12 protein-coding genes are annotated in these 12,182 nt (G+C 71.4%); 5 read left to right on the top strand and 7 right to left on the bottom strand.

Going from position 1 to position 12,182, the window contains the following annotated elements; translation table 11 throughout:
• Window positions 1-75: 75 nt before the first annotated feature.
• Complete coding sequence (locus KRR26_RS27605) at window positions 76-825, top strand: DnaJ domain-containing protein (protein ID WP_217081247.1); 750 nt, start codon at window positions 76-78, stop codon at window positions 823-825.
• A gap of 5 nt (window positions 826-830) precedes the next feature.
• Here KRR26_RS27605 and KRR26_RS27600 read toward each other — a convergent pair whose 3' ends face one another.
• From KRR26_RS27600 to KRR26_RS27590, 3 genes are all read right to left on the bottom strand, one after another.
• On the bottom strand, window positions 831-1,805 hold the full coding sequence (locus KRR26_RS27600) for an endonuclease/exonuclease/phosphatase family protein (RefSeq protein ID WP_120204348.1): 975 nt from the start codon (window positions 1,803-1,805) through the stop codon (window positions 831-833).
• Window positions 1,806-1,874: 69 nt separating this feature from the next.
• Window positions 1,875-2,273, bottom strand: coding sequence for a DUF3037 domain-containing protein (locus KRR26_RS27595; protein WP_120204350.1), 399 nt, complete (start codon window positions 2,271-2,273; stop codon window positions 1,875-1,877).
• Window positions 2,251-3,033: a HipA family kinase gene (locus tag KRR26_RS27590; protein WP_217081255.1), complete on the bottom strand. Its 783-nt coding sequence runs from the start codon at window positions 3,031-3,033 to the stop codon at window positions 2,251-2,253. Before KRR26_RS27590 ends, KRR26_RS27595 begins: the two co-directional genes overlap by 23 nt.
• 139 nt (window positions 3,034-3,172) lie before the next feature.
• Here KRR26_RS27590 and KRR26_RS27585 point away from each other — a divergent pair, with 139 nt between their 5' ends.
• Window positions 3,173-3,607: a MarR family winged helix-turn-helix transcriptional regulator gene (locus KRR26_RS27585; RefSeq protein WP_120204353.1), complete on the top strand. Its 435-nt coding sequence runs from the start codon at window positions 3,173-3,175 to the stop codon at window positions 3,605-3,607.
• Between the two features lie 26 nt (window positions 3,608-3,633).
• On the top strand, window positions 3,634-4,071 hold the full coding sequence (locus KRR26_RS27580) for an organic hydroperoxide resistance protein (RefSeq protein ID WP_120204355.1): 438 nt from the start codon (window positions 3,634-3,636) through the stop codon (window positions 4,069-4,071).
• 61 nt (window positions 4,072-4,132) lie between these two features.
• On the opposite strand, the gene KRR26_RS27575 is transcribed toward KRR26_RS27580, so the two are convergent.
• Window positions 4,133-4,456 (bottom strand): DUF4286 family protein, encoded by a 324-nt coding sequence (locus KRR26_RS27575; protein WP_120204357.1) that lies wholly within the window; start codon window positions 4,454-4,456, stop codon window positions 4,133-4,135.
• 140 nt (window positions 4,457-4,596) lie between these two features.
• Here KRR26_RS27575 and KRR26_RS27570 point away from each other — a divergent pair, with 140 nt between their 5' ends.
• Window positions 4,597-6,591, top strand: a complete 1,995-nt coding sequence (locus KRR26_RS27570; protein WP_217081246.1) for a hypothetical protein — start codon at window positions 4,597-4,599, stop codon at window positions 6,589-6,591.
• Window positions 6,592-6,607: 16 nt separating this feature from the next.
• On the opposite strand, the gene KRR26_RS27565 is transcribed toward KRR26_RS27570, so the two are convergent.
• Window positions 6,608-7,900 (bottom strand): MFS transporter, encoded by a 1,293-nt coding sequence (locus tag KRR26_RS27565; protein ID WP_120204361.1) that lies wholly within the window; start codon window positions 7,898-7,900, stop codon window positions 6,608-6,610.
• A 121-nt stretch (window positions 7,901-8,021) separates the two neighbouring features.
• Between KRR26_RS27565 and KRR26_RS27560 the strand changes: the two genes are divergently transcribed.
• Window positions 8,022-9,023, top strand: coding sequence for a LysR family transcriptional regulator (locus KRR26_RS27560; protein ID WP_236069258.1), 1,002 nt, complete (start codon window positions 8,022-8,024; stop codon window positions 9,021-9,023).
• A gap of 14 nt (window positions 9,024-9,037) precedes the next feature.
• Here the strand turns inward: KRR26_RS27560 and KRR26_RS27555 are convergent, their stop codons facing one another.
• Both KRR26_RS27555 and KRR26_RS27550 read right to left on the bottom strand, forming a co-directional pair.
• Window positions 9,038-10,738 carry an amidohydrolase gene (locus KRR26_RS27555; protein ID WP_217081245.1) on the bottom strand — a complete coding sequence of 567 codons (1,701 nt, stop codon included), beginning with the start codon at window positions 10,736-10,738 and terminating at the stop codon, window positions 9,038-9,040.
• 85 nt (window positions 10,739-10,823) lie between these two features.
• The gene (locus tag KRR26_RS27550) at window positions 10,824-12,125 is read right to left on the bottom strand and encodes an NAD(P)/FAD-dependent oxidoreductase (protein ID WP_217081244.1); all 1,302 of its coding nucleotides are present in this window, start codon (window positions 12,123-12,125) and stop codon (window positions 10,824-10,826) included.
• Between the last annotated feature and the right edge of the window lie 57 nt (window positions 12,126-12,182).

Here is a 12,182-nt window from a genome sequence, read left to right as displayed (position 1 = left end):
GGAGAAGGGGCGCCTCGGGCCAGGGCCGCGCGGGATGCTCCCGCTGGTGGGTGCATTCGGACTACCCTGGGCGCCGTGCAGTCCGTCCTCTTCTTTTCCGACAAGCAGGTGCGCGAGAAGCTCTTCGGGCGGGTGGATGCGACGCGCGGGCTGCTGCTCGTGACGGGCGTGCGCCATGGCCCCACCCAGCGCTCGCCCGAGCTGCGCGAGCCCTTCGCCGCGCTCGAGGACGTCTTCGGCGAGGTGCTGTCCCAGGTGCTCGTGGCGGACGAGGGCGGCGTGGACGGCATGTGGAGGGATCCGCTGGGCGACCTGGGAGAGCGGCTGTACCCGAACGACAAGAAGGCGGCCTACGCGGCGTCCACCGGCTACCTGCTGCTTCAGGACGGCCGCCCCCGCCTGGTGGTGCGCAAGCACGGCCCGCCCGCCGAGGACCTCTGGTTCATCCAAGAGGCCCTCAGTCGCCTCTCACCTCGCGTTCCTCCACCCGACCCGGCCCGTCGCCCGGGGGCGCGACGCCCGGAGCCCGCGCCCCGCGCCCCGCGCGCGCCCGAGGCGGAGGACCTCGAGGACACGCCCCCTCCTCGCCCTCGCCCACGCGCCGCGCCTCCTGCCCCCGAGCCCAGGAAGGTCGACCCGTGGACGGTGCTGGGCATCGCGCGAGGCACCTCCGCGGACGAGGCCCGTCGCGCCTTCCGGGCGCTCATCGCGCAGTACCACCCGGACAAGGTGGCGCACCTGGCCCCCGAGTTCCACGCGCTCGCCGAGCGGCGCACGCGTGAGATTCTCGACGCATGGGCAGAGGTGGAGCGCGAGCTGGGCTGAGGCCCTCAGGCCCCGCTGTCGCGCGAGGCCACGCCCTCCAAGGTGAAGCGCCCGACGAGCGGCACATGGTCGGACAGGCCGTGGAAGCGACCGGTGGTGTCCCCGAAGGGGCGCGTGTCGTCGGTGTCCAGCCAGCGCACGTCCTCGCTGGAGAACAGGTGGTCCAGGTGCATGCGCAGGCGCATGAAGCCCGCGGTGGGGAAGCCCCGGGACACGCTCGGGTCTATCTGTCCCACGCGGCTCTGCGCGCACACGAGGCGCGCGTCCTGCGTGAGGTAGCGGAAGACGGGCGAGGCCGGCGGCGAGTTGAAGTCTCCGCACACGATGAACGGCTCGGCCTGGGCATGCGTGCGCACGAACTCGGTCAGCTTGCGCGCTTCATGCAATTGATTGACGCCGCCGCCCATCTTGTCGCGCGTGGCCCAGAACTCACGGGCGAAGGGCGTGGGCAGGCTCAGGTGCGTGTTGAAGACGTGGAAGGGGCGCGCGTCCTCGCGGCGCAACAGGCGCATGTGCGCGCAGATGCGGCTCTGCTTGCGGTCCTTCAGCCCGCGGACGTGGTGATGGGTGATGTGCGCGGGCTCGGCCACGTTGTGGGTGTCCACCTGGAGCGTGCGCGTGTTGACGAGCACCGCCAGCCCCGTGGTGTAGATGGACACCTCCCCGAGCTTGTAGTGGTGGGCGCGGAAGTAGAACGCCTCGTAGGGCATGTCGCGCCGCTGGGCGCTGAACGTCTCCTCCATGCGCCGCATGAAGACCTGGAGCTGCGTCTCGCCGGGCTTCAAGGGCCGGTCCGCGATGTTGCTGCGCAGCGACGAGGTCTCCACTTCCTGGAGGCAGACGATGTCCGGCAAGGGCTCCAGCGCCGCGAGCGCCGCGGACACCCGCCGCTTCGGGCCCACCGTGCTCGCCAACCCGCGGAGCATGTGGCCGAAGTAACGGACGTTGTACGTGACGATGCGCAGCGCGGACTCGCTCATGGGCGGGCGGGCTGCCGGCGCTGGACCGGCAGGCCGTCGGGGAGAAGTTAATCACCCCCGCCTCCGCCGTCAGGCGGGGCGCTTCACGCGGACCACGCGGTCCAGCAGGTGCTCCAGGGCCTTGTCGGGCGTCTCACACAAGCCGGCGTGCACGGGCCCGGTCTGGATGATGGTGCTGCGCGGGGCCACCAGCCAGTGCCAGCGCTCCTTCTGCGGGAGCTGCCCAATGGGGCCCGCGTTCCGCCCCCCGGTGGACACCCGCAGGAAGCTCTCCAGGTGGCCTCGGATGGCCTCCACGTCCGCGTCCGGGGCCAGGGCCCGCAGCCGGTCCTCGTCCAGCGCCGTGCGCGCCCCCAGGTAGCGGTGGTTGACGCAGAAGAGGACGACGCCCGCGTTGATGAACTCCTCGCGCTCCACGCGAGGCACCACGCGGATGATGGCGTAGTCAAACGAGCTGGGTGTGGGCACGCGCCGCCTCCTCGAGAAACGCGGGTGCCGCGTCCAGCCGCTTCATGAACCACGTGACATAGGCCGCGCGGTGGGCATCCCGGCTGTCGAAGCAGGGCTCGGTGCCCAGCCAGGTCTCCGGAATGGCGGCCACGGCCGCCTCCACCACGTTCCGCGTCAGCCGCTCGCGCAGCACGGCGCCCACTTCTGGCAGCGCGCGCGCCCAGGGCAGCAGCACGTGGTCGCGGATGGGCGCGAAGCGGCTCTGGCTGCGCTCCTCCCAGCCCTCCCACGCGTGGTGGAAATACAGCGAGGCGCCGTGGTCGATGAGCCACAGGTCCCGGTGCCACGTCAGGAGGTTGGGGTTCTTCGGCGTGCGGTCCACGTTGGTGACGTACGCATCGAAGGCGACGATGGTGGACGCGAGCGCGGCCTCGGGCGCGCGGTCCGCCACCGGGTCGAACGTCAGCGAGCCCGGCAGATAGTCCAGGGCCAGGTTGAGCCCCGCGCTGGCCTTGAGCAGCTCGCGAATCTCGCCGTCCGGCTCGTTGCGCCCCAGGGCCGGGTCCAGCTCCAGGAAGACGAGCTCCGGGATGCGCAGCCCCATGGCGCGCGCCAGCTCGCCCGACAGCAGCTCGGCGATGAGGGCCTTGGCCCCCTGGCCGGCGCCCCGGAACTTCACGACGTACAAGCCCGCGTCGTCCGCTTCCACGATGGCGGGCAGCGAGCCCCCTTCGCGCAGCGGCGTCACATAGCGGGTGGCGGTGACCGTCCTCAGCATCACGTCCTCGGTTCTCCTCCGGCGGCTCCGGAGCGGGGCGACCTCTACCACGCGCCTTTTCCCCGGTGAACGTCCAGAACCGAACGGTCCAGTCCCAAAATTGATTGCGCACAATTTAATTGCGCACTAGGTATTGGCCATGTCGACGGATGACTCGCTCCGGCTGGACCGCCAGCTCTGCTTTCCGCTCTATGCGGCGGCGCGCGCGATGGTGCAGGCCTACGCGCCGCTCCTGGAGAAGCTGGGGCTGACCTATCCGCAGTACCTGGTGATGCTGGTGCTGTGGGAGGAGGACGGGGTGTCGGTGAAGGTGCTGGGGGAGCGGCTGTTCCTGGATTCGGGGACGCTGACGCCGCTGCTCAAGCGGCTGGAGACCCAGGGGTGGGTGCGGCGCGAGCGGTCCACCGAGGACGCGCGCTCGGTGCGCGTGTCGCTGACGACGTCGGGGCGCGCCCTGAAGCGCAAGGCCGCGTCCGTGCCCGAGGCGATGTCCTGCCGCCTGGGGATGTCTTTGGAAGAGGTCACCCGGCTGCGCCGGGACATGCGTCGCTTGTTCGAAGTGCTCTCGAAGTAATCCCATTCACGACGAGGAGAAACACCATGGCTCCCACCCCCATCACCCCGCTGTACACCGCCACCGCCACCACGCACGGAGGTCGAGACGGCCACGTCCGCTCGTCCGACGGCGTCCTCGACCTGCCGCTCGCCATGCCCAAGGAGCTGGGTGGCAAGGGCGGCGCGGTGACGAACCCCGAGCAGCTCTTCGCGGCGGGCTACTCGGCGTGCTTCGAGAGCGCGCTGCGGCTGGTGGCGGGCAAGGCCGGCAAGCGCCTGGGCGCGGACGCGGGCATCACGGCCTCGGCCACGCTGGGCAAGACGCCGGACGGCGGCTTCGGGCTCGCGGTGGAGCTCAAGGGCATCCTGCCGGGCATCCCCCTGGAGGAGGCCACCCAGCTCATGCACGCGGCGCACGCGGTGTGCCCGTACTCGCGCGCCACGGCGGGCAACATCGAGGTGAAGCTCTCCGTCGCGCAGTAGGCCGCGCGTCGTGGAGTGCCGGCCCTTCCTCCGCCTTGCGCGGGGGAGGGGCCGTGCCTTTTCAGCCCAGGCGCTTCACCTCGGTGAGCATCTGCCGGGAGATGCGCATCATCGCGCCGAAGCGCAGCTCGGAGTCCATGCGCAGCTGGCGGGCCGTGTCGCTGCCCAGGTACTCCTCCATGGCGTCCAGCCCCGTCAGCTCATAGTGGCAGACATAGCGCGTCCACCCATCGCGGGTGGGCTCCGCGTCCCGCCACTTGCGGCAGGCGATGAAGCCAGGCTCGCGCAGCACGCGTTGGGCATGCACCTCCTCCTGCCATTGATTCCAGGCGGTCTCCACGCCCGGGGCCACTTCCGCGATGATGGTGTAGAGCGCGGGCCTCATGCGGACTCGAGTGAGCGGCGAGGAGAGGGATTGCGCATGGGACCGACCTCGGGGAGGGAGGGATGGCGCTGCGGGCTGGGTTTTGAATTGATACACCGAGCCGCCAATCCTTTCCCAGCACCCCTGGAGGTCGTTGAGCCATGGCCCCTGCACTGACCATCCGCCGCGTCGTCCTCTACAAGCACGGTGTGGGCTACTTCGAACGTCGGGGGCGGGTGAGCGGCAGCGAGCCCTTGCTGCTCGACTTCAAGGCCCGCGACATGAACGACGTCCTCAAGTCGCTGACCGTCTTGGACCTGTCCGGCGGCGCGGTGTCGGCCGTGAGCTATGACTCGACGAAGCCGCTGGAGCAGCTCCTGGCGGAGGCCACCATCCGCATCCCCGAGGACGGCAGCCTCACGGCGCTCCTGGGGCAGGTGAAGGGCGCGCGCGTGCGGGCGCGCGTGGGCGGCGGAAAGATAGAGGGCGCCATCGTCGGGCTGGACACGCTGGCGGTGGCCGCGGGAGAGACGAGCCTCGCGCGCCCCTTCCTCACGCTGCTGGTGGGCGGGAGCCTGCGCACGTTCGACGTGCTGGAGTTGTCCGAGCTGGAGTTCCTGGACGAGGCGGTGCGCAAGGACCTCGAGTTCTATCTGGCCACGGTGCTGTCCTCGTACAAGAAGGACACCAAGCGGATGTCCATCCTCACGTCGGGGGAGGGTGAGCGCGAGCTGTTCGTGAGCTACGTGCTCGAGTCCCCGGTGTGGAAGACGAGCTACCGCATCCTGCTGGAGGAGGGCCACGCGCCGCTGCTCCAGGGGTGGGCGCTGGTGGACAACACGGGGGACGAGGACTGGGTGGACGTCCGGCTGTCGCTCATCGCGGGCCTGCCCGTGTCCTTCGTGCATGACCTCTACAACCCGCGCTACCTCCAGCGGCCAGTGGTGGAGGTGCGGACCGAGGCCGCCGCGGCGCCGGTGATTCCGCAGGAGGCGCTGATGGAGTCCGCGTCCATGCTGGACATGGATGGGGGCCTGCCCGGGTCCATGGGCGGGCCCGCCGCCGCGGCGCCGGCGCCCATGCCCAAGCGCTCCCGGGCGCGGGCGGAGGCTCCGGAGGCGAGCCGGTCGATGCGCGAGGCGCGGCTGGGCACCGCGCGGGTGACCACGCTCACCCAGGAGGTGGGCGACCTGTTCGAGTACCGCGTGGACCAGCCGGTGACGGTGCACCGCAACCAGAGCGCGCTGGTGCCCATCCTCCAGCGGCCCTTCGAGGGGCGGCGCGTGCTGCTCTACAACCGCGCCACGCGCGAGAAGAACCCCATGGCGTGCATCGAGTTCACCAACACCACGGGCCTGACGTTGGAGGGTGGCCCGGTGACGGTGACGGAGGCGGAGACGTACGTGGGCGAGGCCATGCTCGACACGATGAAGCCCGGGGACCGCCGCTTCGTGCCGTACGCGGTGGAGCTGGGGTGCGTGGTGTCGGTGGAGGACCGCTCGGAGGATGGGCCGGTGTTCCGCGCCGTGGTGAACCGGGGCACGTTGATGGTGGAGTTCTACCACCTGCGACACGCGCGCTACCTGGTGCGCAACAAGTCGACGCGCGCGCAGGTGTTGTTCGTGGAGCACCCGCGCACGGGCTGGGAGCTCAAGGACATGCCCGAGCCCGCGGAGACCACGGATGACTTCTGGCGTTTCCGCCGCGAGCTGTCCCCGGGCACCACCCAGGAGCTCACCGTCGCCGAGCGCACGCGGGGGCATCGCCAGTACCACGTGGGCGAGGTGGGCCTGGACGAGGTGGCCTTCTTCCTCGACTCGCGCTTCATCGACCAGGGCGTGGCGCAGGCGCTGCGCGACGTGGTGGCGCTGCGTGGCCAGCGGGCGGAGCTGACGCGCACCCAGGAGCAGCTCACCGAGGAGCGCAACCACCTGTTCCGCGACCAGGAGCGCATCCGCTCCAACCTGGAGTCGCTGCGCAGCGGGGCTTCGCAGCGCGAGCTGACGGACCGCTTCGTGGCGAAGCTCACCGAGCAGGAGGACCGGCTGGAGGCCATTGGCCAGGAGCTGACGCGGGTGGAGAAGGAGCGGCAGCGGGTCCAGGAGGAGATCCAGCGCCGCATCCAGGCCCTCAGCTACGAGTCCACCCTCGCGTGACGGTGCTTCCTTCCCTTCAGCGCGCGCCGTGAGTCCCCGACGTGAGGCGCACCATCAAGGCCGCCACCGCCGAGGTGGTCGCCAGCGCCGTCAAGGCGAGCCAGCCTCCATGGGCCAACACGAGGCTGCCACCCGCCGCGCCGACCGCCATGCCGATGAACATGCCGACGAACAGCACCGCGTTGAGCCGGCTGCGCGCCGCGGGGTCGATGCCGAAGACGAGGCTCTGATGCGCCACCAGGGTGATTTGCACGCCCAGGTCGAACCCCACCGCGCTCACGCCAATCAGCCACAGGCGTGACTGCGGCTCCAGCCAGGGCAGGGCGAACATCAGGGCGAACGAGACGGCGGTGAGGCTCGCGCCCAGGCGGGTGACGACCTCCGAGCCGAAGCGATCCGCCACGCGCCCCGCCACCGGCGCGCCCAGGGCTCCCGCCGCGCCCGCCAGTCCAAAGGCTCCCGCCACCGCGCTGCCCAGGTGGAACGGCGCGCCATGCAGCATCACCGCGAGCGTGGACCAGAACGCGCTGAACCCGACCGAGAGCAGCCCCTGGGCCACCGCCGCGCGGCGCAGGGCTCGGTGCTTGCGCCACAGCTCGGTCAGCGAGCCGAGCAGGGCGGTGTAGGAGAGCGCGCTGGTGGGGCGGAAGCGGGGCAGTCCACGCCAGGCCGCCACGCCCACCAGGGCCACGCTGCCCGAGGCCATCAGGTACATGGCGCGCCAGCCGAGCTGCTCCGACACCACGCCGCTGACGACGCGGGACAACAGGATGCCGAGCAGCAGGCCGGTCATCACCGTACCGACCACGGCGCCTCGCTCACGCGCGGGGGCCAGCGTCGCGGCGGCCGGAACGATGTCCTGCGCCACCGTCGCCATCAGCCCGATGACGAAGCCCACCGCGAGCAGCAGGCCGATGCCCGGCGCGAGCCCTCCCATCAGCAGCGCCACGCTCAACAGGCCCACCTTCGCGAGGATGATGCGGCGCCGGTCGAACCGGTCCCCCAGCGGCGCGAGCAACAGGATGCCCAGCGCGTAGCCCAGCAAGGTGAGGGAGGGCAGCAGCCCCACCGCGGCCTCCGACGCGCCCAGGGTGGCCCCCATCACCCCCAGCATCGGCTGGCTGTAGTAGAGCGACGCCACGGAGATGCCCGCGCTCGCGGCGAGCAAGAGCCGCAGGCCGCGCGACATGCCCACGTCGCCGCTGGGGCGGGCGGACGCCAGCCGGAAGGGGCTCTCCACGGCGTCAGGGCCCGTCTTGAGCGTGGCGCCGGTTCCAACAGCCTCATGTATGGGACGAATGAACGACATGGTCTTCACCTCGGAACTGCGGGACGAGGTGACAATGCGTCCGAGCGTGTTGCGTCTGTAGTGGCACGCGCGGAACAGCGGTTATACGTTTCACGTATAGGCCCGAGTGAAGCGCGCCCCCATGCCCCACCGCCCCAAGTCCCACCGTCCGCGCGCGACCGCTCCGCGCCCCCCGTCGTCCACGGCCTCCAACGTCGACCGGTTGGAGCTGATGCAGACGTTCCTGCGCATCGTGGACGCGGGGAGCTTGTCCTCCGCCGCCGCTCAGTTGGGCACCACGCAGCCCACCGTGAGCCGGCGATTGCAGATGCTCGAGCGCTCCCTGGGCTTGCGGCTGCTGCAACGCTCCACGCACGCGATGAAGCTCACTGAGGACGGAACGCGTTGCTACGAGCGCGCGAAGGAGTGGGTGGCGAACTGGGAGCGCTTGGAGGCCGACCTGCGCGGCGCGAGCGACGAGCCCGAGGGAACGCTGCGCGTCGTCGTGCCGCATGCGTTCGGCCAGGCGTTGCTGGTGGAGCCCCTGACGGATTTTCTGGATCGCCATGCCCGCGTCTCGGTCGACTGGCTGCTGCATGACCGAGCGGTGGACTTCATCGCGGATGGCATCGACTGCGCCATCCAGGTGGGCGAGATCCACGACCCCAGCGTGGTCGCGGTGCGCGTGGCCGAGGTGCCTCGCATCCTCACCGGCGCGCCGTCCCTGTTCGCGGGCCGTCCCATGCCCACCCATCCCGACGAACTGGCGCGCCTGCCCTGGCTGTCACTGCGCACGTACTACCGCAACGAGCTGTCCCTCACCCACGTGGACACCGGCGAGGTCCAGCGCATCAGCTTCCAGCCTCGACTGAGCACGGACAGCCTCTATGCCATCCGCAGCGCCGCGGTGAAGGGCGTCGGCATCTGCGTGGGCTCGTCCTGGGTGTTCCAAGAGGAGCTGGAGCGAGGCCGCCTGTGGCACGTGGCGCCTCAGTGGCGAGCGGCCGCGTTGCCCATCTCCATCGTCTACCCGGCCGCGCGCTTCCACCCCGCGAGGCTGCGCGCGTTCGTGGCGCTCATGCGGCAGTCGATTCCCACGGCACTCGCCGGGGCCGCGCACGCGGCCCGACCCCGGCGCTCCTGAAGAGGGGGTGCGGGCTACGGCGTGCGACCGCCGTACACCTCGCGGCCCGCGACGACCGTGAGGCGCACCTGCCCGGTGAGCAGCGCCGCGGGGGGCGCGTCCACGGGGTCCACCGAGAGCGCCACGAAGTCCGCGTCCATGCCCGGCTGCAGCCGACCGCGCCGCGCTTCCGCGAACGAGGCCCAGGCCGCGCCGGTGGTGAAGCCCTCCAGGGCCTCCTCGCCGCTCAGGCGCTGGTCGGGCAGCCAGCCCGCGGGCGGCTGGCCTTGCGCGTCCTGCCGCGTGCGCGCCGCGTACAGCCCCGCGAGCACGTCCGGGCGCTCCACCGGGAAGTCGCTGCCGAAGGCGAGCACCGCGCCCGCGTTCTTCAGCTTGCGCCACGCATACGCGCCCTGGAGCCGCTCCGCGCCCAACCGCGTCTGGGCCCAGGGCATGTCGCTGGTGGCGTGGACGGGCTGCATGCTGGCCACGAAGCCGCCCTTGCCCAGCCGCTCGATGTCCTCGGGCCGCAGGATTTGCGCGTGCTCCACGCGGTGCCGGCCGTCCTTCTGGCCCTGCGCCGCGACCTCGCGCGTGAGCGTGTCCAACACGAGCGTGTTGGCGCGGTCTCCAATGGCGTGCGTGGCCACCTGGAAGCCGCGCGCCATGAAGTCATGCACGCGCCGGGCATACTCGTCGGGCGGCAAGAGCAACAGGCCGCGGTGTCCCGGCTCGTCGCTGTAGGCCTCGTGCAGCGCGGCGCCGCGGCTGCCGAGCGCGCCGTCCGTGATGAGCTTCACCGCGCGCAGCGTGAGCAGCGTCCCCTGGTAGGGGCCCTCGCGCAGGTACGTCTCGCGGTCCGCGCCCTGGCCATCCGCCATGGCGTAGACGCGCAGGGGCAGGCGGCCCTCCTGGTCCCACTGCTGGAGCAACCGGAAGGTGCGCAGGCTCATGCCCGCGTCGTGCACGCCGGTGAGGCCCACGCGCGCGCAGTACTCGAACGCGGCCGTGAGCCACGTGGCGTACTGCGCCGGGGTGCCGGGCGGCATCACCGCCTCCACCAGGTTCATGGCGTTGTCCACCAGGATGCCGGTGGGCTCGCCGTCCGGGCCGCGCAGGATGCGCCCGCCGGAGGGGTCCACGGTGTTCTTGTCGATGTGCGCGCGGCGCAGCGCCTCGCCGTTGACCCACAGCGCGTGCCCGTCGATGCGGCTGAGCACCACGGGCGTGGTGGGATAGGCGGCGTCCAGCTCGGCGCGCGTGGGGAAGACCTTGTCGGGCCAGTCGTTCTGGTCCCAGCCCTGGCCCATCAGCCAGTCGCCCTGGCGCGCCGTGGCGGGCGCTCGCGACACGCGCTGCAACGCCTCCGCCCTGGACGCCGCGCCCACCAGCTGCACGCCCGCGAGGTAGCGGCCCAATCCTTCCAGGTGGCCGTGCGAGTCCGTGAGGCCCGGGACCACCGTGGCGTCACCCAGGTCCGTCACGCGCGCGTCGGGACCGGCCGCGGCGAGCACCTCTTCGCGGCTCCCCACCGCCAGCACCTTGCCGTCGCGCACCGCGAGCGCCTGGGCGCGGGGCTTCTCGGGGTCCAGCGTGCGCACCTGCCTGGCCACGTACACCGTGGTGGTGTGCGCGTCGCTCGCTCGCGAGGGTGTCTCGGGAGAGCGCCGGGCACAGCCCGTCATGCCCGCCAGCAGGAGCACCGCACCGAAGGCCCAACCCAGACGTCTCCGCATCGTCGCGCACCTTCCCTGGGCCCCGTCCCATGGGGCCATGCGCCGGGCACTTTCGCGCACCTGAGCCCAGAGGGCCATGCCGGGCTCACGGCAGCACGAGCTCGCGGACGGGCAAGGGGAAGCGCTCCAGCTCGCGCGCGCCGATGAGCTGCACGATGTCCTTGTGGAAGAAGAGGTCCAGCGCCCAGTCCAGCGCCACGCGCACCTTCTTCTCCACGCGCGGCAGCTTCCACCAGTACACGCCGCGCCACAGGAACCACGCGACGAAGCCCGAGAACTTCAGGCCGAGGATGCGCGCCACACCCGAGCGGCGGCCGATGGCGGCGAGCTGCCCCACCATCCGGTAGCGGAACACGCGCGGCGGCTTTCCCTGGTAGGCCGCCTCCACATTGCGTGCGACGGCGACGCCCTGGCGCAGCGCGTGCTGCGCGGTGGGCGGGGTGGGGTGTCCGCCCCGCGTCACGTCGGGCACGGAGGCGCAGTCACCCACGGCCCACACGCCGGGATGGCCGGGGACCTCCAGCCGCTCGGTGACGCGCAGGCGGCCCTGGTGCTTCTCACACGGCAGGTCCTCCAGGAGCGGCGTCGGCGTGACGCCCGCCACCCACACCACGGTCCGCGTGGCCCGCCGCGAGCCGTCCGACAGCGTCACGCTCTGCCCATCCACCTCCACCACGCGCGTGTGGGTGAGCACCTCCACGCCGTTGCGCGAGAGCTTGTTCCGCGCATACGCGCCCAGGCCCGCCCCCAGCTCGGGCAGCACCTCCGCGCCGCCATGCACCAGGACCACGCGCACGTCGGCGGGTTGGATGCGCGGGTAGTACGGCAGCGCTCCGCGGATGAAGTCGTTCACGGCCCCGGCCGTCTCCACGCCCGCGAAGCCTCCGCCCACCACGACGAAGGTGACCCCGCGGTCGCGGTCGCCTCGGGTGATGCAGGCCGTGTCCGCCTCCTCCAACCGGTCGATGAGGTGGTTGCGCAGGAGCACCGCGTCGCCCAGCGTCTTCATGGTGAGCGCGTGGCGCTTCGCGCCCTCCTGCCCGAAGAAGTTCGTCTCCGAGCCCATCGCCATCACCAGGTCGTCATAGGCGAGCACGTGGTCGTGCCCACCCTGTTCGCCATGTGACACCCGGACCTCGCGCGCGCCCAGGTCGATGCGCGTGGCGTCTCCCTCCACGAACGCCACGTGGGGCAGCACCTTGCGCAGCGCCACGACGATGGCCGCGGGGTCCACGTCGCTGGCGGCCACCTCGTGCAGCATGGGCGTGAAGAGGAAGTAGTTGTCGTGGCTGACGAGCATCACCTCCACGTCGTCCCGCCGCGCCAGCCGCTTCTCCAGGTGCAGCGCGGCGTACATGCCCGCGAAGCCCCCGCCCAGGATGAGCACGCGTCGGCGCCTCGTCCGGGAAAGTGGCCTGCTGCTCCCATTCCGCGTGATTCCCGG

The sequence above is a fragment of the Citreicoccus inhibens genome, from assembly GCF_019039035.1.
GTDB classification, from domain to species: domain Bacteria; phylum Myxococcota; class Myxococcia; order Myxococcales; family Myxococcaceae; genus Citreicoccus; species Citreicoccus inhibens.
Note: the sequence above shows the minus strand (reverse complement) of the source record. Positions and strands in the feature narration are given on the sequence as shown.

Bases quoted from the DNA above. Each gene is read 5' to 3' on its own strand.
- KRR26_RS27600 (WP_120204348.1), bottom strand. From the start codon at position 1,805: ATGAGCGAGTCCGCGCTGCGCATCGTCACGTACAACGTCCGTTACTTC.
- KRR26_RS27590 (WP_217081255.1), bottom strand. From the start codon at position 3,033: ATGCTGAGGACGGTCACCGCCACCCGCTATGTGACGCCGCTGCGCGAA.
- KRR26_RS27585 (WP_120204353.1), top strand. From the start codon at position 3,173: ATGTCGACGGATGACTCGCTCCGGCTGGACCGCCAGCTCTGCTTTCCG.
- KRR26_RS27560 (WP_236069258.1), top strand. From the start codon at position 8,022: ATGCCCCACCGCCCCAAGTCCCACCGTCCGCGCGCGACCGCTCCGCGC.
- KRR26_RS27575 (WP_120204357.1), bottom strand. From the start codon at position 4,456: ATGAGGCCCGCGCTCTACACCATCATCGCGGAAGTGGCCCCGGGCGTG.
- KRR26_RS27580 (WP_120204355.1), top strand. From the start codon at position 3,634: ATGGCTCCCACCCCCATCACCCCGCTGTACACCGCCACCGCCACCACG.
- KRR26_RS27570 (WP_217081246.1), top strand. From the start codon at position 4,597: ATGGCCCCTGCACTGACCATCCGCCGCGTCGTCCTCTACAAGCACGGT.
- KRR26_RS27555 (WP_217081245.1), bottom strand. From the start codon at position 10,738: ATGCGGAGACGTCTGGGTTGGGCCTTCGGTGCGGTGCTCCTGCTGGCG.
- KRR26_RS27565 (WP_120204361.1), bottom strand. From the start codon at position 7,900: ATGTCGTTCATTCGTCCCATACATGAGGCTGTTGGAACCGGCGCCACG.